Below are 21,249 nucleotides of genomic sequence, written 5' to 3'. Positions count from 1 at the left end.
TTAGTATCTCCTTTTCTCTTTTAATTCCTCATATAAAGCCAGATAGTTGTCATACCGCTGCTGACTAATTTTACCTTCAGACAGAGCTTCCTTCACTGCACAGCCCGGTTCATGAATGTGCATACACCCCTGAAACCGGCATTGCGGCTCATACATTGCAAATTCCGGGAAGTAATCCCGAAGCTCCTCTTCCTTCATATCGGTAAGATACAAAGAAGAAAATCCTGGAGTATCCACCAGGAAAGTATTCTTCTCCACCGGGATTACCTGGGAATGTCTGGTGGTATGCTTGCCGCGCTTCAGTTTTTTGCTGATCTCACCAGTCTCCATCTGCACTTCACCCTGCATACAGTTGGTAATAGAAGATTTCCCCACACCGGAAGGTCCTGCAACTACTGTTGTTTTTCCCTTCAGTATCTCATGGATCTCGTCCATTCCCTCTCCCTCATAGGTACTGGAAAGCACTACACGATATCCACATCCAGTGTAGATTTCGTAAAGCTTTTCCATTTCTTCCTTCTCTCCCACATCTTTCTTATTGAAGCAGATAACTGCAGGAATTTCCTGCTGCTTCATCATAATCAGAAAGCGGTCCAGAAGAAGAAAGTTAGGCTTTGGATTCTCCATGGCAAAAATCAAAAATGCCTGATCTACGTTGGCAACAGCAGGACGGATAAGTGAATTGCGGCGGGGAAGAATGGAAGTTACACTGCCTTCCTTCTCCTCCTCATTCAAAACGGTAATCTCCACATTATCACCTACCAGAGGCTTGAAATTATCCTTTCGAAAAATTCCTTTTGCCTTACATTCGTAAATATTGCCGTCTTCCGCATAGATATAATAGAAACCTGCAATTCCTTTAATGATCTTTCCCTGCATGGATTACTCAACCTTCTCAAAAGTAAGAGGATAATGGCCAAGTTCCTGATAGCTTCCATCAGATTGCTGCTCAGACAGATATAAAGTACCCTCAGCAACTCCTGGTGCACCTGTAATATCCAGCTGATATGGGAAAGTAAGCTGCTGTCCTTCTACCACAGAGCTTGCTTTTGGAGCGCCGCCTACATTCTGAACAAGCTCCAGTCTGATCAGACCTCCATTATATCCGATAGGCGTCTTCAGTTTCTGTGTACATTTCCATACTTCGCCATTTGCTACTGCTGCAGTAGTATCAGAGGAACTCTGATCCTCAGTATTCTGTGAAGAAGTATCCTGACTTCCACTGCTTACAATAAGAGTGATCGTATCGTTATCCGGATCTGCATATACCGGGTTGTCATCTGTATATCCTATAGGATCCTGAGAGATAACAGTTCCCTCTGCAACGTCTGTGCTCATCTGCATTTCCACATTAATATTAATGAATTTGCCAAGCTTGGCAATTGCATCATTCTTCTCCATTCCGGTTACATCTGGCACCTGTACACTGTCACCATAATTAATACCACGGCTGATGGTAAGAGTAACTGTATCGCCTGCCTTGACAGTAGTTCCTGCTGCAGGCTCAGTATCAAGGACACATCCAATGTCTACCATAGAAGACTGACTTTCATCCGGGTAAATCTTATTGATCTGAACCGTTAAGCCCTGGCTTTCCAGAGTTTCCTGCGCCAAAGCGCCATTCTGACCGAACATATCTGTAAGGGTAACGGACTCAGAACCTTTACTTAAATAATAGTTAACAGTTGAATTTTTAGCTACCTTTGTTCCCTGTACAGGATCCTGTGAAGAAATCTTGCCTTTTTCCTGTGTGGAAGCCTCTTCACCTTTGTAGGTCATTCCGATATTTACAGAAGCGCAAAGTTCCTGTGCCTCAGCCTCTGTCTTACCGATAAGATCAGGTACTGGTACCATACCATCATCTTCGTCAGCAGCCTGGGTAACCTGTGCCTGCTGATTCTGCTGATCCAAAGAAGAATCCTTGCTGTCTCCGATCAGACCTGCTGCCTTTCCCACAACAAGAATTACCGCGATCAGAACTGCGGCACCTATGATCAAAGCAATAATACTTCCAGCTACACTGACGCCTCTTTTCTGCTTTTTGATACGTCTTTCTCTCTCTTCCCGCTCTCTGCTTCGTTCACGATCCCGGTTCTTTCTGGAGCCTTTCGAGCTCTCTTCCTTATCGTCATACCCGAAATCGTCATCATCATCGTAGTTTGTCTCATTCAGTTCTTTTTCCAGAGTTTCTATATCCGGTTTAAGAGTCTGCTTCGGAGTGTGCTTGATCTCTCCAAGCTCTTCATCAGAAATTACAACCGTCTTAGCGTCTGTGTCTACAGATGTAAGCTTCACAAAATCTCCCTGCGGGTCAATAAGAGAATGCTTCAGATCTTCGATCACGTCCTCCATCTTATTATATCTGCGATCCACACTCTTCTGGGTACATTTCATAATGATCTGTTCCAGACTGTACGGCAGATCCGGGGAATAAACACTTGGCGGTACCATCTCTTCCTGAAGATGTTTGATTGCAATGGCAACTGTAGTATCTCCGTCAAAAGGAACACGTCCTGTTACCATCTCATATAAAGTGATACCAAGTGAGTAGATATCACTCTTCTCATCGCTGTAGCCGCCTCGTACCTGCTCTGGTGAGCTGTAATGTACAGACCCCATAACATTAGAGCTGATGGTATTGGAAGAAGCAGCTCTTGCAATTCCAAAGTCTGTTACCTTTACTTTGCCGTCTGTGGAAATAATAATATTCTGAGGCTTCACATCACGATGTACAATGCCGTGGCTGTGTGCTGCCTCAAGTCCCATAGATACCTGAATGGCAATACTGGTAGCTTCCTTTACCGAAAGCTTGCCTTTCTTGGAAATATACTCCTTAAGAGTGATTCCCTCGATCAGCTCCATTACGATATAATAAACACCCTCATCATCGCCTACATCAAATACATTTACTATGTTTGGATGGGTAAGACCTGCTGCTGCCTGCGCTTCACTTCTGAATTTCTTTACAAAAGTTGCATCTTCCCTGAATTCCGGCTTCAGAACCTTAACTGCCACAAAACGGTTCAGTTTATGGTCCATTGCCTTATATACGTCCGCCATTCCGCCGGTACCGATTTTACTTACAATTTCATAGCGTTCTGCTATAATCATACCTGTCTTTAACATGTTTCCACCTCATTCGTGAATGGTTCTATCAATATGATTGCAATGTTATCCTTGCCGCCGTTGTTGTTGGCTTCCTGGATAAGAGTATTTCCCTTCCAGGTGATATCCTCATCAGAATTCAATATGATTTCTTCCATTTTTTTGTCTTCCACCATATTGCTGAGACCATCGGAACACATCAGGATCGTACTTCCCGGTTCCAGACGCATATCAAAGAAATCCACGTCTACAGTTTTTTCTGCTCCCAGAGCTCTGGTGATAATGTTTTTATCCGGATGATTTCTTGCCTCCTCAGCAGTGATTTCACCCATTCTTACCATTTCCTGAACCAGTGAATGATCCCTGGTAATCTGCCTCAGCTGTTTATCCACCACATATAGTCTGCTGTCTCCCACATTGGCAACATAAGCATACTGACCTACAATGGTGGCTACTACCATAGTAGTTCCCATTCCACGAAGCTTCTCATCCTTCTGCGCCTGTTCTATAATTTCTGTGTTCGCAGTCTCAATGGCATGACGGATTACCTTTACAGGATTATAATCCGTATCCTCCCTGATTTCATCTACCAGTATCCTGACCGCGTGAGAGGAAGCATAATCACCTGCATTGTGCCCTCCCATTCCATCAGCAACAGCAAAGAGGTTCGGGAGATTTCCAACTGTGTCCTGGGAAGCGAACACATAATCCTGGTTCATCTTCCGCTTCATTCCTATATTCGTAGCTGAATATACCCTCATGTCACTTCTCGCTTTCTGTCCTTTTCGTACTGTTGTTCAACATAGAAACACCAGTTTTTCGTTACTGCGGATCGTAACTTTTTTCCATATAACTTTTTCGTAATTGTCCACAGGCACCGTCTATGTCACTGCCCATTTCCCTTCTAATAGTAACATTAATTCCGCATTTTTCAAGTTTTATTTTAAAATTCTCTACAGCCTGATGCGTAGAACGCCTGTAAGAACGCTCCTTAATAGGGTTTACCGGGATTAGATTTACATGACAGTTAATATCATGGATTCTGCTGCTCAACTCTCTTGCATCTTCGTCACTGTCATTAACACCAGCCACAAGACTGTATTCAAAAGTAATTCTCCTTCCAGTCTCCTGAAAATAATTGCGGCATGCATCCAGGACTTCGTCCATACTGTACCGCTGTGCAATAGGCATAAGCTCCTGTCTTTTTTCATCATTTGGTGCATGCAGAGACAAGGCAAGGGTAATCTGCAGTTTTTCCTTTGCAAGCTCATAAATTTTTGGAACAATTCCGCAGGTCGATACGGTGATATTCCTCTGGCTGATGTTAAGACCATTTTCATCGGAAAGCAGATGTACAAAGCGTACAATATTATCATAATTATCCATAGGTTCGCCAGTTCCCATTACTACTACATTAGATACCCGCTCTCCCGTTATGCTCTGGATCCTGTAAATCTGATCCAGCATTTCCGAAGGAAGAAGGTTTCTTGTCCAGCCTCCAATAGTGGAAGCACAAAAACGGCACCCCATTTTACAGCCTACCTGTGACGAAATACATACGGAATTTCCATGCTTATAACGCATAAGAACACTCTCGATCACATTTCCATCAGAAAGGCGGAACAGATATTTTCTTGTGCCGTCAATGGCAGAAACCTGTTCATCCACCATTTCCAATGCCGCTATGGGATAGTCTTTCAGTTTTTCTTTTAGTTTTCCTGGTATGTTTCCCATCTCATCATAAGAGGTTACCAGATGTTCATGTAACCAGCTGTAGATCTGCTTTGCCCGAAAGGGTTTCTCTCCCAGTTCGGTCATCAGATTTTTCAGTTCGTCTTTCGTCATCGACTTAATGTCTGTCATATTTATATTCCTATTTTCTTCTGAATTTCGCAATAAAGAAACCGTCTGTCTTATGTACTCCCGGGAGCAGCTGCAGATATCCAAGTGCAGTTGTCTCTGAGTGCAGCTCCTCTGGAAGATAAGGATCCAGGCTCTCCAGCTTAAACGGATAATTATTCAAAAACCACATCATGTTCTCTTCGTTTTCTTCTTTTGCAATGGTACAGGTACTGAAGATCAGCTCTCCTCTTGGCTTCACATAGTTTGCTGCGCGATCCAGAATGGTTCTCTGCAGAATCACTATTTCATCCTGTTTCTGTGGCGTAACACGGTATTTGATCTCCGGCTTCTTGCCGATCACTCCATACCCGGAACAAGGTACATCTGCAATTACGACATCTGCAAGCAGTTCTGAATCCTGATCAAAAATAGTAGCATCCTGCACTCTTGCCTGTACATTAATAGAATTGGTACGCTGGATGTTTTCTTCGATCAGATTGACTTTATACTGGCTTACATCTCTTGCATCTACCGTTCCATATCCCTCCATCTTGTCTCCCATATGAAGACTCTTTCCACCTGGCGCAGCACACACGTCAATAACATAATCACCCTTCTTCGGATCTGCAACCTCCGCAACCAGCATGGAACTAACATCCTGCACGACAATTTTACCCTTGATAAAAGCATCCAGTGCAAGAATATGATTAAATTCAGAAATGCTGTATGCATAAGGCAGATATGGAGCAGGCGCTACATGAACGCCCTGACTTTCCAGGCTTTTTATAACCTCTTCCTTGGAATTCAGATAAGTCCGGCATCTGATGGTAAGAGGATGTTCCGTAAGAAAATCCGCCAGTATCTTCTCTGTTGTTTCTTCTCCATAGGCTTCCAGCCACCTGGTTACCAGCACCTCTGGCATGGAATACTTTACAGAAAGATATTTCAACAGATCATCTTCTTTTTGAGGGAACCGGACCTGATCCATTTCCCGGGCTATGGTACGAAGAACACCATTTACAAAAGGCTTCAGATTATAAAAACCTTTTCTCTGCGCCAGCTTCACAGCCTCATTGCACACTGCGCTGTCTGGCACACTATCCATGTATTTCAGCTGATATACTGCACTTCTTAAAATTTCCCGGATTGCAGGCTTCATCTTATCAACTGTCACCTTGGAAAAAGAATTGATAATGTAATCAATCTGGATCCGGTATTCCAGCGTTCCTTCACAGACACGGGTGATAAATGCCCGGTCCTGTTTGGGAAGGAACTGATATTTGGAAAGGGCATTCCGAATTGCCACGTGACTGTGCTCGCCCTCTTCGATTTCAAGTAAAATTTCCAGGATCATCTCCCTGGAATTGATTCCGTTAATCATCCCGTCTTCTACCTCCGGAAAGTATGATCAGTCTCAGAAGCTGTAAAATGGAAGAAGCAAGAGCTGCTACATAAGTAAGGGCTGCCGCTGTAAGAACCTTCTTCGCACCTTTGTTTTCCTCGTGGCTTAAAATTCCTGTGCTTTCCAGCATTTTTAAAGCTCTTGAGGAAGCATTGAATTCTACCGGAAGTGTTACAAGCTGAAACAGTACCGCCAGTGAAAACAGCACAATTCCTACAGTTGTAAGTGCCGGTATGGAAAGGATCAGTCCCAGAAGAAAAATCGGCCAGGAAAGGGAAGATCCGATATTTGCCACCGGAACAATAGCTGAACGGATATTCAGCGGTGCATAATTTATATTGTGCTGAATGGCATGACCACACTCATGGGCAGCGACACATACAGCTGCCACAGAAGTTCTTCCATATACGTCCTGTGAAAGTGCCAGCCTCTTTGTTCTCGGATCATAATGATCTGTAAGGCTTCCGGAAATTGGAACAATCGTTACGTCGTAAATTCCGGCTGCATTTAAAATCCTCTGGGCAGTCTGAGCTCCTGTAAGACCTGAATGGCTGCGCACCTGCTGATAACGTGCAAAAGTGCTTTTCATCTTTCCAGATGCAGCCAGTGCCAGCACCATTCCAATGATCAGCAATACATAAGTAGGATCAACATAAAATCCATAAGGATACCCATATCCGTACATAAGATCACTCCTTTTTATCTGTGAATCTGCTTCCGGTTTCTATATGACATCCTCGAAGGAATGCATCCGCATCCATTCTCTTTTTTCCTTCTAGCTGTACCTGTGAAAGTACCAGAACATCCTCACCGCAAGCCACGTAAATTCCTTTTTTGTCTGTTTTTACTACCGTTCCAGGTTCTGACTTTTCTGCGCCAGCTTCTTCACTTTTTACTACAAAGCTTTCCCATACCTTCAAAGTTTTTCCATTCCAGAAAGTAAATGCACTTGGCCACGGATTTAAACCTCGCACCAGTCTTTCCAGTTCCTCGGCTGATTTCCCGAAATTGATCAATCCCATCTGTTTGGTGATCATACCGGCATAGGGAGTAGGGCTTTCCTCCGGCTGTTTCTCGTAAACAGCTGTGCCATCAAAAATGTGAGGCAATGTCTCAACAAGAAGCTTCGCTCCTGCTTCTGCAAGCTTATCAAACAGAGTTCCGCCCGTCTCATCTTTTGCAATCGGCACTACGATTTTTGAAATCATATCTCCTGTATCAAGACCTGTGCCCATTCTCATGATCGTAACACCTGACTCCTTTTCCCCATCAATAACTGCCTGCTGAATAGGAGCTGCACCGCGGTATTTTGGAAGCAGGGATGCATGGATGTTAATACATCCGTATTTCGGAAGCTCCAGAATGCTTTTGGGAATGATCTGTCCAAAGGCAGCTACCACAATAATATCGGGTTCCATTTTCTCCAGAACCTGTAAAAATTCCGGATCGCGTACCTTCACAGGCTGGTAAACCGGGAACCCATGTTTCAATGCCTCTTCCTTTACAGGAGTGGGAAGCATGCTCTTTCCCCTTCCCTTCGGCTTATCCGGCTGGGTCACAACACCTGTCACCTCATAGCCAGCTTCAGCCAGTGCATGAAGGGGATTGACTGCAAAATCCGGCGTTCCCATATAAACAATTTTCATTTATTCCTCTTCCTCCTCATTGTCATAACTTACATGATGTAATTCACCTTCAACCAGACGTGTGTACATTTTTCCGTCAAGATGATCCAGCTCATGACAAAATGCACGAGCAAGGAGTCCTTCTCCTTCATATATCTGCTCATTCATATCCATATCAAGAGCTTTTACCTTCACATAATTTGGGCGGGTAACCTGACCGGACATTCCCGGAACACTTAAACATCCCTCCTCGCCAGTCTGCTCACCAGATGTCATAAGAATTTCCGGATTGATAAGAATAATTGGACCATCTCCAATATCAATCACTACAATTCTCTTTAATATACCCACCTGGGGAGCTGCAAGGCCAACACCGCATGCGTCATACATGGTTTCCAGCATGTCTCCTACCAGATCCTTTGTACGTTTGTCGATTTTCTCTACTGGTCTGCAGATTTTTTCTAAAACGGAATCTCCCTCTGTTCTGATTGTTCTAAGTGCCATCTCTGTGTTATCTCCTTTATCTTTGAATTTGGAAATACCCATCGTTCCAAAGCCCTGCACCTTAACGCAGCCCTTTATTTCCGGTATTTCGCCTTATGAAAAATCAAATTGTATGTTAACTTTTCTGAAGCCGGAATTGATTTCTATATATTCCTCCAGCCTGTCCTTTATCCGGACAAGCAGATCATAATTCTCATGTTTCAGATAAAGTACTCTTCTGTATACATCCTTTACTTTCCCTACAGACGCAGGGGCGGGACCGATCACATGAAGATCTTTTCCCGCATATATTTTTCCTGTAAACAGACCAAGATAGTGCATGGCTGTCTCAAGAAGCTTCTCATCCTCTGAAGAACCAAGCACTGCCATCATATGGGCAGCCGGAGGATAATCCATAAGAAGACGGTATCCCATCTCTTCCTGGTAAAATTCTTCGTAATCCTGCTTTGCAGCTGTCTGGATGCTGTAATGATCCGGACTATAAGTCTGGATCAGGGCATGGCCTTCTTTCCTTCCTCTTCCTGCTCGTCCCACCGCCTGGGTAAGAAGCTGAAAAGTGCGCTCACCACTGCGATAATCATCAGCATTTAGGGATAAGTCTGCAGCAAGGATCCCCACAAGCGTAACATCCGGGAAATCATGTCCCTTGACGATCATCTGGGTTCCAATCAAAATATCGGCCTCATGCCTGGAAAAAGCAGACAGAATTTTTTCATAGCTTCCCTTAGCTCTTGTAGTGTCGTAATCCATTCGAAGAACTCTTGCCTCTGGAAATTCTTTTTCTACCACCTGCTGGATCTGCTGGGTTCCCGCTTTAAAACCGCCTATATATGGGGAAGAACAGACTGGACATTTGTCCGGTTTCACAGTTTCATAACCACAATAATGACAGATCAGCTTTCTGCCATTATGCTCACTTAAGGAAACGTCACAGTGAGGACATTTCATTACATGACCGCAGGAACGGCATGAAACAAACCCTGCGTAGCCACGGCGGTTGAGAAACAACATGGCCTGCTCCCCTTTTTTCAGGCACTGGCTCAGGTCTTCTCTCAGTTCCAGACTGAGGGCAAGGCGGTTTCCTTTTTTTAGTTGTTCCCTCATGTCAATAATTGATACCCTGGGAAGAGGTCTTTCTTCAAATCTGGCTTCCAGCTTTACAAGGACATATTCTCCTTCTTTCGCCCTGTAATACGCTTCCATAGATGGAGTTGCAGAACCAAGAATTACTCTTGCGCCTTCCATCTTTGCTCTGTGTATAGCCGTTTCCCGGGCGTGATACCTTGGACTGTTTTCACTTTTATAAGAAGATTCATGCTCCTCATCAATAATGATCAGCCTCAGCCTTCCAAAAGGAGTAAAAAGTGCTGAACGGGGTCCCACCATAACCTGCAGTTCTCCCTGTTTGGCTCTTCTAAACTGATCATAACGCTCTCCCTGGGAAAGTCTGGAGTTAATTACCGACACCTTATCACCAAAACGACCATAAAATCGCCGTACAGTCTGATAAGTCAGCGCAATTTCCGGAATCAGCACGATTGCCTGACCGCCTTCCTTTATCACCTTATCGATCAGCTCCATATATACTTCCGTTTTTCCGCTGCCGGTAACTCCGTGAAGAAGAACCGGCCTCGGATCCGGGCGTTCCCATTCTGATAAGATATGATTCACAGCCATTTGCTGGGATATACTTAATACTGCTGGTGCCACATGCGGAATATTTTCTGCATCTGCAATTGCATTTCTGTACACTTCATCTGACTCCACAGAAGCAATCCCCTGTTCTTCAAAATATTTCAGGACAGAAGCCGTAGTGCCAAGTTCCTTTGAAGCCCAGGCAGTCTCAATTTTCCCATTTTTATTCTGTAAGAGTGCTTCCAAAAGGCGAATACGTGCTTTAAATCTGGTCATGCTAAGCTCTTCCAGAAGCTTTTCCCCATCTTCTCTGGAAATCAGAAGGGTTATCCACCTTTTTTCCTGGGCTTTCATCTTTTTCTGAATAGGAAGAACTGTTTTCAGAGCCTGGATCATGGTAGAGCCGTAATTTTCTTTCATCCACCCTGCCAACGCGATCAGCCTGGATTCTGTGGTTTCCTGATCATTTTCAATACCGGCAACAGACTTGAGCTGGATTCCCTTTACCTTAGGCTCACCAGAAATCCCCACTACATATCCCTTGCGCACATGATTTCCTCTTCCAAATGGAATGGAAACCACCATTCCCACCTGTATCTCGTCCTTCAGTTTCTCCGGAACCAGATATTGAAAGCTTTTATCCAGCTTCTCATGGGAAATGTCTACAATAATATCTGCATATGTCATGTTTTACTTTCCAGCAAGAATATCAGCGATCAACACACGCTCATCCATAGGATATTTTTTGCCTTTGATTTCCTGGTAATCTTCATGACCTTTACCAGCCAGCACCACAATATCCCCTGGTTCTCCGTGATGGATGGCATAAGCGATTGCTTCCTTGCGGTCTGGAATCTCCACATATTTACCTTCTGTCTTCGCCATGCCAACCTTGATGTCATCAATAATAGCCTGAGGCTCCTCATCTCGCGGATTATCAGAAGTAATGATGGTCAGATCTGCCAGACGACCGGAAACTTCTCCCATCTCATAACGGCGAAGCCTGGAGCGGTTTCCGCCACAACCAAACAGGCAGACCAGTCTGTGTGGATGATACTCACGCAATGTAGTAAGAAGACTTTCCAAAGCCATTGCATTATGTGCATAATCAATCATCAGAGTAAATTCATCAGATACTTTCACCATCTCAATACGGCCTTTTACTTTTGCTACCTTCAGAGCCTTCAGGATATTTTCCTGGGAAACCTTAAAATGACGGCAGATTGCAATAGCGGTAAGAGAGTTGTAAATACTGAATTTACCCGGGATGTCGATTTCAACAGGGAAATCCATAAGCCCCTTCAGCTGATAGGAAATTCCAAGATAACCTTTTCCGCCAATCAGTCTGGCATCCTCAGCGCGAAGGTCTGCTTCTTTTGAAAAGCCATAGGTTTCCAGAGTACAGGTATGTCCCTCTACAATTCTGTCAAAATGCTCATCATCACGGTTTACAATTCCTACGCGGCACTGCTTGAGAAGCATAGCTTTACAAGACAGATAATGGTCAAAGTCCTTGTGCTCGTTTGGACCAATATGATCTGGTTCAATATTTGTAAAAATTCCAAAATCAAACACAAATCCCTGAGTACGATGCAGCATCAGCCCCTGTGAGGAAACTTCCATAACCACACAATCACAGCCAGCTTCCACCATTTCGTGAAAATACTCCTGAACTACATAGGATTCTGGTGTGGTATTAGAAGCAGGTATTATCTTATTTCCGATAATTGCCTCAATAGTACCGATCAGACCAACCTTGTATCCAGCATTTTCCAGAATGGATTTTACCATATAGGTAGTAGTGGTTTTTCCCTTGGTTCCGGTAATTCCGATTGTTTTCAGCTTCTCTGCCGGATGTCCAAACCAGGCCGCTGAAATAAATGCCATAGCATATCTGGTGTCTGTCACCTGGATAACCGTAACATCTGACGGTGCAGAAACCTCCTCTTCTACTATCAGAACTTTAGCACCTTTTGCTGTCACATCCGGGATAAATTTATGTCCATCTACAACAGCACCTCTGATACAGATAAACAGAGAGCCGTCTGTTACCTTTCTGGAATCATAAACAACACCAGTGACTTCCTGCTCTGTGCTCCCCTGCACGCAGGTGTATTCTAACTTCTCTAATAAGGATGATAATTTCATAATATATGCCTCCCTATATTGACGTTGCTTTAAAATCACGCCAGAGCTTATTTGAAAAAGACTTTCAGCAAGATGTGCGTCACAATTTGCGGGAATGATTTTTCAAACACGCTCTAATCTGGTGACATCATACAGCAACGCATACTCTTTTATAGAATATCACACACAGAATTTGTTTTCAATCTTTCCTGTTAAAAAAGCAGTAACCGTTCACCTCACATTATAGTTTCCATTCACGGGTCATCTGTGAGCATTGCCTCCAAACATTCTTCTGGCGGCTACAGCGGAAAAAAGAAACGAAAGCAGAATCAGTACCTGAAACAGCTCTTTGTGGGAAGTATCCCCTGTTTTTGGAGAGGTGGACGCAGCCATTGTGCTACCATCATTATTCCCACTGCCTATGCCAGTTCCATCTCCATTTCCACCCCCATTTCCGTTTCCGCTTCCATTTCCATTTCCATCCTTCTCCTTATCTTCCACACGGATGGTTGCCTGATCCCGCACTGCGCTTTCCTCACCAGTCTCGTCAGTAACTACAATAATCTGATTCATCAGATTCTGGTCTTTCAGATCTTTTGGAAGTACAACTTTTGCCTTTAAATTCACACAGCCACCAGGTGCGATTTCCTGGATTTTCGCCTGAGTCCTGCTTTTATTCAGGGTTATACCTCTCTGTTCCTGAAAAGTAGCTGTTACTCCGGCAAGCCCGAAACGTTCTGTAGTAACTACGGAATGCAGAGTCACCTCCCCGGTATTGTGAATACTGATCTGATAAGTCACAGTCTCCCCAGGGCTGGCGTTGTCGCAGTCAGCTGTTTTCTTTACCGTAAAAGAGGCTTTTCCCTGCTGTAATGTTAACTGTTTTTCTGCTGCTTTCTCCAACGAAACCGGATTTTCTGTTTTTGCAAAAAGCTCCAGCTCCAGATTACTTTTCTGATCCATGTCCGGATCTATATAAAAAGACAGGATTCGTGTTTCCCCTGCGGAAAGGCTTTCCAGCACTGCACCACTTTCCGAAACTTCAAGGCCAGGCTCCTTTTCCCACACAGGTACCAGTTCCTGTTCTTTTACTTTGGCCTGAAGGGAAATTTTATAAAAAGGTACCTGACCATTATTTGTCAGATTCACTGCCATATGAATGCGTTTTCCAGTATAAAGCGCCTTTTCCTTGGCTTCCATCTCCACTGAAAAATCCATGTGTGCAGCTGGTATCTCCAGATTCTTAGATAAAGCTTTACACAAAATGGTTTTTTCATTTTCCACTTTTTTTACAATGTAAACTCCGCCTCCATTTTCTTCTCCGCTTATAGCACCATTTGCATGCAAAATATCCTGACAGGTAGGAACTGTATGTTTTTCTGCTGGAAAACGATATTCATCCCGCAAGGTAACCGGAATTTTCAGCTGTTTGCCCTGTTCTCCCGGATTTATTTTCCAGCGGAATCCGGTTATACTGCTGGATCTTCCGTCAGCAGTCTCGATAGGAAGCTCCTCTTTCAGGCAGCCTTCAGGTGCCATAAACGAAGCATCTGGCTGAAAATATTCAGAAAGCCAGACTACCAGTTCGTAAGATGTTGGATGAGGTATTGTTTCATCCGAAAAATCATATTGATCATTTTCCAGGCTCCCGTCCTGATTTCCACTGCTGAATAAATTTTCATCGCCACTTTCATATTCCTGGTTTTCATTTTCCCACGTAAGTGACGCCAGCCCATCTGCCTTTACAGAAATCACCGCCTGAAATTTCTGTAAATCTGTCCACGCCGCATCTTGGGCAACAGATAACCCGCCTTCCATTTCTGCACCATATGCCACTGCCGGCTGCGCCGTGCATCCAACCAGCATCCCGGCTTCTGCAAGCAGACTTACTCCCACTGTCAGTATCTTTTTCCATATTCTGTTTTTCATTATAACTTCTCCTTTTCTACCCCTATTTTTCACTAATCTCTGTTATTAAACTACTATTTTACAAAACGGACTTGCCGCCTACTGGCGACATCACCATATAAATGAGTCACTGACAGCACATGGGAATCACACCTTTCTCACTTAAACAGATCCTATTCACAGCATTCTGAAGCAAATTTGCCTTGCCATTGTATGCATCCATTTTCAAAAAAGCGTATAAAACGCCCAGGTTAACAGGTTTCCTTCAAAAAACGGGTTATCTTGCGCCGAACCGGCGCGGTAGAAATTCTTTTCTGCAGAATGCAGAAACAAGATAGGTTTACTTTACCACACTTGGTCTTTAAATGCAATAAAGGGTCGGATTTTATTTTCATTTCATATTTTTTCGATTTCTTTTAGATTTGAGACACATTTTCCTCACAAATTGCCGATATAATGAATTTCGGATAGATGAAAAACCACTCTCTATCTCCCCCCTCAAAAATATAGGAAATGAGCCATCTGCTTGATGCGGATGGCTTTTCCTGTTTCAAGGACTTTTCTATTGCAATTCCCACCCTTAGCTTTTATAATGGAAGATATTACACAAGGATGTCCGGAGAAATCATTCATGTTGCTGTGAATACTTTCACAGTAATCCACTTAACTCTGATATCCGCATTATATTCTTGACAGAAACGAGGTATCTCCTATGAGTGAAAAAATCGTAGTAGTTGCATTAGGTCACAGAGCTCTCGGCACCACACTTCCAGAGCAGAAAGTAGCCACCAAAGCCGCAGCAAAAGCAATCGCAGATCTTGTTGAAGAGGGGGCCAAGGTGGTAATCTCCCACAGCAATGGCCCACAGATCGGCATGATCCACACTGCAATGAATGAATTTGGAAAGACACACCCGGATTATACATTCGCTCCTATGTCAGTCTGCTCCGCAATGAGCCAGGGCTACATTGGATATGACCTTCAGAATGCGATCCGCTCTGAATTTATCAGCCGCGGAATTTACAAACCTGTTGCTACCATTCTTACCCAGACTGTTATTGATCCATATGACGACGCTTTTGCAGATCCGGAGAAAATTATCGGACGTGTTCTCACTGAGGAAGAAGCTGAAGCAGAAGAAGAAAAAGGAAACTTTGTCACCAGACTTGCTGATGGCGGATACAGACGAATCGTAGCAGCTCCGAAGCCACAGAGAATTGTAGAGCTTGAGACCATACGAGCACTTCTCAATGCAGACCAGGTTGTTATCGCAGCCGGCGGCGGTGGAATTCCAGTGCTTGAGCAGGGCATCAACCTTCACGGTGCCAGTGCCATCATTGAGAAAGATCTTGCTGCAGGACTTCTTGCGGAAGAATTAAATGCCGATACTCTTCTGATTCTCACAAGTGTAGAGAACGTAAGTCTGAACCACGGTCAGGTAAATGAGCAGAAGCTTGGCAGCATCACTGTAGCAGACGCTAAGAAATACATCGAAGAGAACCAGTTTGCTTCCGGTTCCATGCTTCCCAAAATCGAAGCAGGTATTTCCTTTATTGAGAAAGGGGAAGGCCGGAGCACTGTGATTACCGATATGGCTCATGCCAAAGAGGGCTATGAAGGAAAAACAGGAACTACCATCCGCTAGAGAGTGTTTGAAAAAGGCTTTCTGCAAGATGTGCGTCACAATTTGCGGGAATGATTTTTCAAATACGCTCTAAACATACAAAAAGGAACCTCCGACGAAATAAGTACTCATCTGACGAGGTTCCTTTTTTTACTATTATTTTACTATTATTTCCCCAATCTCAACGAGCAGTAAGCATCAATGAGGAATCCTCTGACTCTGTATTTATGATTCCGATCAGATCTCCCTCTTTCAGGGTAATCTTACGCTCCACGCCATCTGTCACTGTCATGCTTCCGTTTTCACCATCTTCTCCCATGATCATAAAACTCACAAAACCATTTGAACAGGAAGCAATGTAATATCCTGGGACAATGCCTCCATCCACATTTTCCCCAACCTCCAGCACATCTCCCGCCATCAGTTTATAAGAGGCTGAATCAGCCCCAGAGCCGAACATATCTCCAAATTCTTCTTCAAGTATCGGAGCAAGGCTGTCCTTTAGGGAATCCCGGATTTCCGGTAAGCTTGCACAAATGATCACCAGGACCATGAGCCATCCAAAAAGGGAGCCTTTTTTCTTTTTTACCGGTTTCTGGGTGTAAACACTGCTTTTTTTAGCTGTAGTGCTGTAAGTTCCAGCTGTACCTTGTCTGCTCTTGGAATTATAATTCCCAGCAGGGACAGAGACCTTATTTCCATTCTTAGCAGCGCCAGTGCTGCCTCCATATGTACTTCCTGCTTTCACACTTCCCTTATTATAAAAATTCCCTGTGCCTGCACCAGCCAGTGACTTAGAACTTCCAGTTCCCGTTTTCTGATCATATTTATTTCCGGCTCCTGCCACGCCTGTTCCGGTCCCGGTCTTATATGCAGCACTTCCAGCCTTCTTATCTCCCAGCGGGATTTCCTCCTGGCGCATGATTGCCCGCGCCCGGCTGGTAGCATGACGGTAATGGTCACTTCTGTTCTCATTCAGATGATACAAAGTCTCATCATTTCTATAAGGCATTCCACACAGCTTACATCTGCCATTTACAACAGGCCCATCGCAGACCTGGCACCTTTTTTTCTCCATAGACATCCTCCCGGTTCTCTGGTTATTCTGTTTCACCACAACCTGTAATTCCTGTTTTTGCTCCAACAGGGAAAAATCATCACATTCTTTGTCTTTTATTGTATCTTTTTTGCATATTTCTTGCAAGGTCTAAATTGCCAAGCGGGAAAATACCTGTTATAATAAACCGAGATTGTTCCTGTTTACGTTTTAGTAACCACAGAACATTATCGTGAACAGAAAACAGAGATTAACACAATCAACAAGGAGGATTCCCATGGAACAATTAAAAATTCCTATGGGCTATCATGCAGACCTTAATCTTCATGATACTCAGGTAGCAATTAAAACTGTGAAAGATTTTTTCCAGCAGACACTTGCACAGAAGCTGAACCTTCTGCGTGTCTCCGCACCTATATTTGTAGATCCAAGTTCCGGCCTCAATGATAACCTGAACGGCGTGGAGCGTCCGGTAAGCTTTGACATCAAAGGCATGGACTGCAACGCTGAAATCGTACATTCTCTTGCAAAATGGAAGCGTTATGCACTGAAGAAATATGGTTTCTCTGTAGGTGAGGGCTTATACACCGATATGGTTGCCATCCGCCGTGATGAGGATGTTGACAACATCCATTCCATCTATGTAGACCAGTGGGACTGGGAGAAGATCATCACCAAAGAAGAGAGAAATGTAGAAACTCTCATTAACACTGTCCGTGCTATCTACAGCGTACTCCGCAAGACAGAGAAATACATGGCAGTACAGTATGACTACATAGAAGAAATTCTTCCAAGAGAGATCGCATTTGTCTCCACAGAAGAGCTTGTAGACATGTATCCGGATCTTACCCCTAAGGAAAGAGAATACAAGATCGTCAAAGAAAAAGGCGCTGTTTTCCTTATGCAGGTAGGTAAAAAACTGACAAACGGCGAACGCCACGACGGACGTGCTCCAGACTATGATGACTGGGAATTAAACGGCGATATTCTGGTATACTATCCTGTACTGGACATTGCCCTTGAACTATCTTCCATGGGTATCCGTGTAGACGAGACAGCACTTGACAAACAGCTTACAGAAGCCGGCTGTGACGACCGCAGAGAGCTCCCATTCCAGAAGGCCATTCTGAATAAAGAACTTCCATACACCATCGGCGGCGGTATCGGTCAGTCCCGTATCTGTATGTTCTTCCTGCGCAAGGCTCATATTGGAGAAGTACATGTTTCCCTGTGGCCTAAGGAAATGCAGGAAGAAGCTGCTAAAGGCGGTATTCCACTTCTGTAAAATAGAATCGAGGGATCAAATTGAATATACTTTTTTTCTTAACACCGAAAAGTGATATTGCCTACATTTTCGAGAATGAAACTTTGAGGCAGACTCTTGAGAAAATGGAACACCGGAAGTTTTCCTGTATTCCTATTCTGAATCCAGAGGGAAAATACGTAGGTACTATTTCTGAGGGTGACCTTCTCTGGGGAATGAAAAATCTGAACATCACGGATATGAAAACAGCCGAGGAAGTACCGGTTATGGCTATCTCCAGAAGAGCCACCTACAAACCGGTACACGTTGACTGCGACATGGAGGATCTCCTGGACCGCGCAATCAACCAGAACTTTGTTCCGGTTATAGATGATCAGGATCACTTTATCGGAATTGTCACAAGGAAAGAAATCATCAAATATTGTTATAAAGAAATGAAGAAAAACGCATAGGATTTTAAATCACCGCGTTTTTTCACACAAAAAAAAGACAACCTCAGTCCCATTTAAACCAATGGAAAAGGTTGTCTTTTTTCTTTTTACAGAACCTTAGACAAAAACTCCTTCAATCGCGGATTCTGCGGATTTTCAAAAAACTCCTTCGGCGCATTCTGTTCCTGAATTTTGCCGTCATCAATAAATAAAACTCTTGTTGCAACCTCTCTTGCAAATCCCATCTCGTGAGTAACTACAACCATAGTCATGCCGCTCTTTGCAAGCTCTTTCATCAGCTCCAGAACCTCTCCAACCATCTCCGGATCAAGTGCAGAAGTAGGCTCGTCAAAAAGCATAACATCCGGATTCATGGCAAGGGATCTTGCAATGGCAATACGCTGCTTCTGACCACCGGAAAGCATATCCGGATAAGCATTTGCCTTATCTGGAAGTCCCACACGGGCAAGAAGCTCGTCCGCACGTCTGGAAGCCTCTTCCTTTGTCATCAGTTTCAGGGCAACCGGTGCCATCATAATATTCTGCTTTACCGTCTTGTGTGGAAACAGATTAAACTGCTGGAAAACCATTCCGATCTTCTGACGATGTCGATTTATGTCAACCTTGGGATCTGTGATATCTGTTCCTTCAAACAGGATTTTACCTCCTGTAGGCTCCTCCAGAAGGTTGAGAGAACGAAGGAAAGTAGATTTACCAGAGCCAGATGGTCCGATAATGGCAACAACCTCGCCCTGACAAATATCTGTGGAAATTCCATCCAGAACCTGATTGGATCCAAACGCTTTTTTCAGATCCTGTACCTGGATCAAAACTTTACTCTTATCAACGCTCACTGGTTCTCAGTCTCCTCTCCAGTTTATTCATAAAGAAGGTCAGTACCATGACCACGATCAGATAAATTGCAGCTGCTGCCAGAAGAGGCATAAAAGCATTGTAGGTACGGCTCTGGATCAGCATTGCACCCTTGGTCAGGTCCATCATTCCGATGTAACCGATAATAGAAGTTTCCTTGATCAGCACGATAAACTCATTTACCAGTGCAGGAAGCACATTCTTAAACGCCTGTGGAATGATAATAAGACGCATGGTCTGGGTAAAATTAAGTCCCAGGCTACGTCCTGCCTCTGTCTGTCCCTGGTCAATTGACATGATTCCGGAACGGACGATCTCCGCAACGTAGGCACCTGAGTTGATACCAAATGCCAGACTTCCTACCAGAATCTCATTGACGCTTACAGAACCAAAAACTACAAAGTTCATGATCAGAAGCTGGATCACAGTAGGTGTTCCACGGATCACAGTCAGATAAACTCTGCAGATGGAGTTGGCAATTTTAAAATTCCCGGATTTATCGTGGGAAGAACGGATAATTGCCACCAGAAAACCGATACAGATACCGATCAACAGGGCGAAAACTGTGATGATCATGGTATTTTTCAAACCATCCAGCAGCCAGGTGTATCTGTCATCTTTTATAAAATTGATATAAAAATCGTGTCCAAATTTTTCAAACATATTATTTCCCTTTTTATTTGCTTATCTAATGGTGCAGTGCCTGCTTCTCTTTCGGCACCATTCCATATAGGAAAAGCTGCCAGAACTGTATGCTGGCTGTTTTCATTCTTTCAGTCAGTAACATTAGTATGAGTCACCTTGATCTGCCTGTATCCAAAGCTTATACATTCCAAGCTTTTCCCAAACAGCATTCATCTAGGTGACTCACACTTCTCTGACAGCTTATGCTGTATTATTTCTATCAGTCAGCTTTTACAATGATAACCTGGCTTGCATTTGCATAGGTGTCTGTGAAATCAACACTCTCCAGACGATCCTCTGTAACGGTCATTCCGGCAGCACCGAAATCAGCTTTTCCAGACTGTACTGCGGCAAGGATTGCATCAAACTCCATATCGTCGATCTCAAGCTCATATCCAAGCTTATCACAGATTGCCTGTGCAATATCAGCGTCGATACCAACAACCTCATCACCTTCACGATACTCATATGGCTCGAACTCAGCGTTTGTTGCCATTACAAGAGTTCCGTTGGAACGGTCTACATCTTCCGGAGACTCATATGGTGTCTCGCCAATGTTATCACCGATGTAGTTGTTCATAATATCATCAACAGTTCCGTCCTCTTTCAGTTCTTTTAATGCGCCGTTAATCTTGTCAAGAAGCTCATCATTGCCTTTCTTCAGGCAGATTGCATACTCTTCTTCAACAAATGGCTCGTCCAGGATCTTCAGTCCGTCTGCATTCTCAACGAATTTCTGAGCTGGCTGTGAGTCGATGATCACACAGTCAATCTGACCGGCCATAAGTGCCTGGATTGCTTCGCTTCCTTTGCTGTAACGCTTAACAGTTGCTCCGTCAGCCTCATATTCACTAGCTTCAATATCACCGGTTGTACCAAGCTGTACACCGATTGTTGCATTCTTAAGATCATCCTTTGACTCAACAGTTGCAGCAGATACGCCAGCAGTCATGGAAACTGCCATTACTGTGCCAAGTGCAAGAGCTACTAATTTTTTCATATTCTTTTCCTCCTCTTAATCTCATATACAGAACCAGTTCCTTATATCTTCATCCACATAGTAAGCTGTTGCTGTTTATTTCTTCCACAACAACCGACTTCACAAGATGGGGACATAATTATTCATGCTTTCTGCATATTCATTCATCTATCTTTTCCTCATTTTATC

Annotated in this window: 18 protein-coding genes; 3 read left to right on the top strand and 15 right to left on the bottom strand. The window is 43.8% G+C overall.

What is annotated here, in order from left to right:
• The 11 genes from rsgA to ABHC48_RS14785 all read right to left on the bottom strand — a co-directional run bounded on the left by rsgA (position 1) and on the right by ABHC48_RS14785 (position 14,169).
• Positions 1–879, bottom strand: coding sequence for a ribosome small subunit-dependent GTPase A (rsgA, locus tag ABHC48_RS14835; protein ID WP_195700077.1), 879 nt, complete (start codon positions 877–879; stop codon positions 1–3).
• 3 nt (positions 880–882) lie between these two features.
• The gene (gene pknB, locus ABHC48_RS14830; RefSeq protein WP_173770972.1) at positions 883–3,126 is read right to left on the bottom strand and encodes a Stk1 family PASTA domain-containing Ser/Thr kinase; all 2,244 of its coding nucleotides are present in this window, start codon (positions 3,124–3,126) and stop codon (positions 883–885) included.
• Entirely contained in the window at positions 3,120–3,866 is a 747-nt protein-coding gene (locus ABHC48_RS14825) for a Stp1/IreP family PP2C-type Ser/Thr phosphatase (protein WP_118578191.1), read from the bottom strand. The genes pknB and ABHC48_RS14825 overlap by 7 nt, the downstream gene beginning before the upstream one ends.
• A 61-nt stretch (positions 3,867–3,927) precedes the next feature.
• On the bottom strand, positions 3,928–4,968 hold the full coding sequence (rlmN, locus tag ABHC48_RS14820) for a 23S rRNA (adenine(2503)-C(2))-methyltransferase RlmN (protein ID WP_187565060.1): 1,041 nt from the start codon (positions 4,966–4,968) through the stop codon (positions 3,928–3,930).
• Between the two features lie 10 nt (positions 4,969–4,978).
• A complete protein-coding gene (gene rsmB, locus ABHC48_RS14815; protein WP_173770974.1) occupies positions 4,979–6,328 on the bottom strand; it encodes a 16S rRNA (cytosine(967)-C(5))-methyltransferase RsmB in 1,350 nt (449 codons plus the stop codon).
• The gene (locus ABHC48_RS14810) at positions 6,321–7,034 is read right to left on the bottom strand and encodes a zinc metallopeptidase (protein ID WP_195700078.1); all 714 of its coding nucleotides are present in this window, start codon (positions 7,032–7,034) and stop codon (positions 6,321–6,323) included. Before ABHC48_RS14810 ends, rsmB begins: the two co-directional genes overlap by 8 nt.
• A gap of 4 nt (positions 7,035–7,038) precedes the next feature.
• Positions 7,039–7,995 carry a methionyl-tRNA formyltransferase gene (gene fmt, locus ABHC48_RS14805; RefSeq protein WP_195700079.1) on the bottom strand — a complete coding sequence of 319 codons (957 nt, stop codon included), beginning with the start codon at positions 7,993–7,995 and terminating at the stop codon, positions 7,039–7,041.
• Positions 7,996–8,478, bottom strand: coding sequence for a peptide deformylase (gene def, locus ABHC48_RS14800; protein WP_118578240.1), 483 nt, complete (start codon positions 8,476–8,478; stop codon positions 7,996–7,998).
• A 93-nt stretch (positions 8,479–8,571) separates the two neighbouring features.
• Entirely contained in the window at positions 8,572–10,800 is a 2,229-nt protein-coding gene (gene priA, locus ABHC48_RS14795) for a primosomal protein N' (RefSeq protein ID WP_195700080.1), read from the bottom strand.
• A 3-nt stretch (positions 10,801–10,803) separates the two neighbouring features.
• Complete coding sequence (locus ABHC48_RS14790; protein ID WP_187565063.1) at positions 10,804–12,261, bottom strand: UDP-N-acetylmuramoyl-L-alanyl-D-glutamate--2,6-diaminopimelate ligase; 1,458 nt, start codon at positions 12,259–12,261, stop codon at positions 10,804–10,806.
• 240 nt (positions 12,262–12,501) lie between these two features.
• Positions 12,502–14,169 carry a DUF11 domain-containing protein gene (locus ABHC48_RS14785; RefSeq protein WP_195700081.1) on the bottom strand — a complete coding sequence of 556 codons (1,668 nt, stop codon included), beginning with the start codon at positions 14,167–14,169 and terminating at the stop codon, positions 12,502–12,504.
• Positions 14,170–14,860: 691 nt separating this feature from the next.
• Between ABHC48_RS14785 and arcC the strand changes: the two genes are divergently transcribed.
• Positions 14,861–15,793 carry a carbamate kinase gene (gene arcC / locus ABHC48_RS14780; protein ID WP_148461122.1) on the top strand — a complete coding sequence of 311 codons (933 nt, stop codon included), beginning with the start codon at positions 14,861–14,863 and terminating at the stop codon, positions 15,791–15,793.
• A gap of 160 nt (positions 15,794–15,953) precedes the next feature.
• On the opposite strand, the gene ABHC48_RS14775 is transcribed toward arcC, so the two are convergent.
• Positions 15,954–16,850, bottom strand: coding sequence for a hypothetical protein (locus ABHC48_RS14775; protein WP_195700082.1), 897 nt, complete (start codon positions 16,848–16,850; stop codon positions 15,954–15,956).
• Between the two features lie 256 nt (positions 16,851–17,106).
• Between ABHC48_RS14775 and asnA the strand changes: the two genes are divergently transcribed.
• Complete coding sequence (gene asnA / locus ABHC48_RS14770; protein ID WP_195700083.1) at positions 17,107–18,114, top strand: aspartate--ammonia ligase; 1,008 nt, start codon at positions 17,107–17,109, stop codon at positions 18,112–18,114.
• Between the two features lie 20 nt (positions 18,115–18,134).
• Complete coding sequence (locus ABHC48_RS14765; RefSeq protein WP_118578180.1) at positions 18,135–18,545, top strand: CBS domain-containing protein; 411 nt, start codon at positions 18,135–18,137, stop codon at positions 18,543–18,545.
• A gap of 86 nt (positions 18,546–18,631) precedes the next feature.
• On the opposite strand, the gene ABHC48_RS14760 is transcribed toward ABHC48_RS14765, so the two are convergent.
• From ABHC48_RS14760 to ABHC48_RS14750, 3 genes are all read right to left on the bottom strand, one after another.
• Positions 18,632–19,378, bottom strand: coding sequence for an amino acid ABC transporter ATP-binding protein (locus ABHC48_RS14760; RefSeq protein WP_270413264.1), 747 nt, complete (start codon positions 19,376–19,378; stop codon positions 18,632–18,634).
• Positions 19,368–20,060, bottom strand: a complete 693-nt coding sequence (locus ABHC48_RS14755; protein ID WP_118578179.1) for an amino acid ABC transporter permease — start codon at positions 20,058–20,060, stop codon at positions 19,368–19,370. The genes ABHC48_RS14760 and ABHC48_RS14755 overlap by 11 nt, the downstream gene beginning before the upstream one ends.
• Before the next feature lie 241 nt (positions 20,061–20,301).
• Positions 20,302–21,081 (bottom strand): transporter substrate-binding domain-containing protein, encoded by a 780-nt coding sequence (locus ABHC48_RS14750; protein WP_173718157.1) that lies wholly within the window; start codon positions 21,079–21,081, stop codon positions 20,302–20,304.
• Positions 21,082–21,249 lie beyond the last annotated feature (168 nt).

The sequence above is a fragment of the Ruminococcus sp. 1001136sp1 genome (assembly GCF_039841815.1).
Lineage (GTDB): Bacteria > Bacillota > Clostridia > Lachnospirales > Lachnospiraceae > Blautia_A > Blautia_A faecis.
Note: the sequence above shows the minus strand (reverse complement) of the source record. Positions and strands in the feature narration are given on the sequence as shown.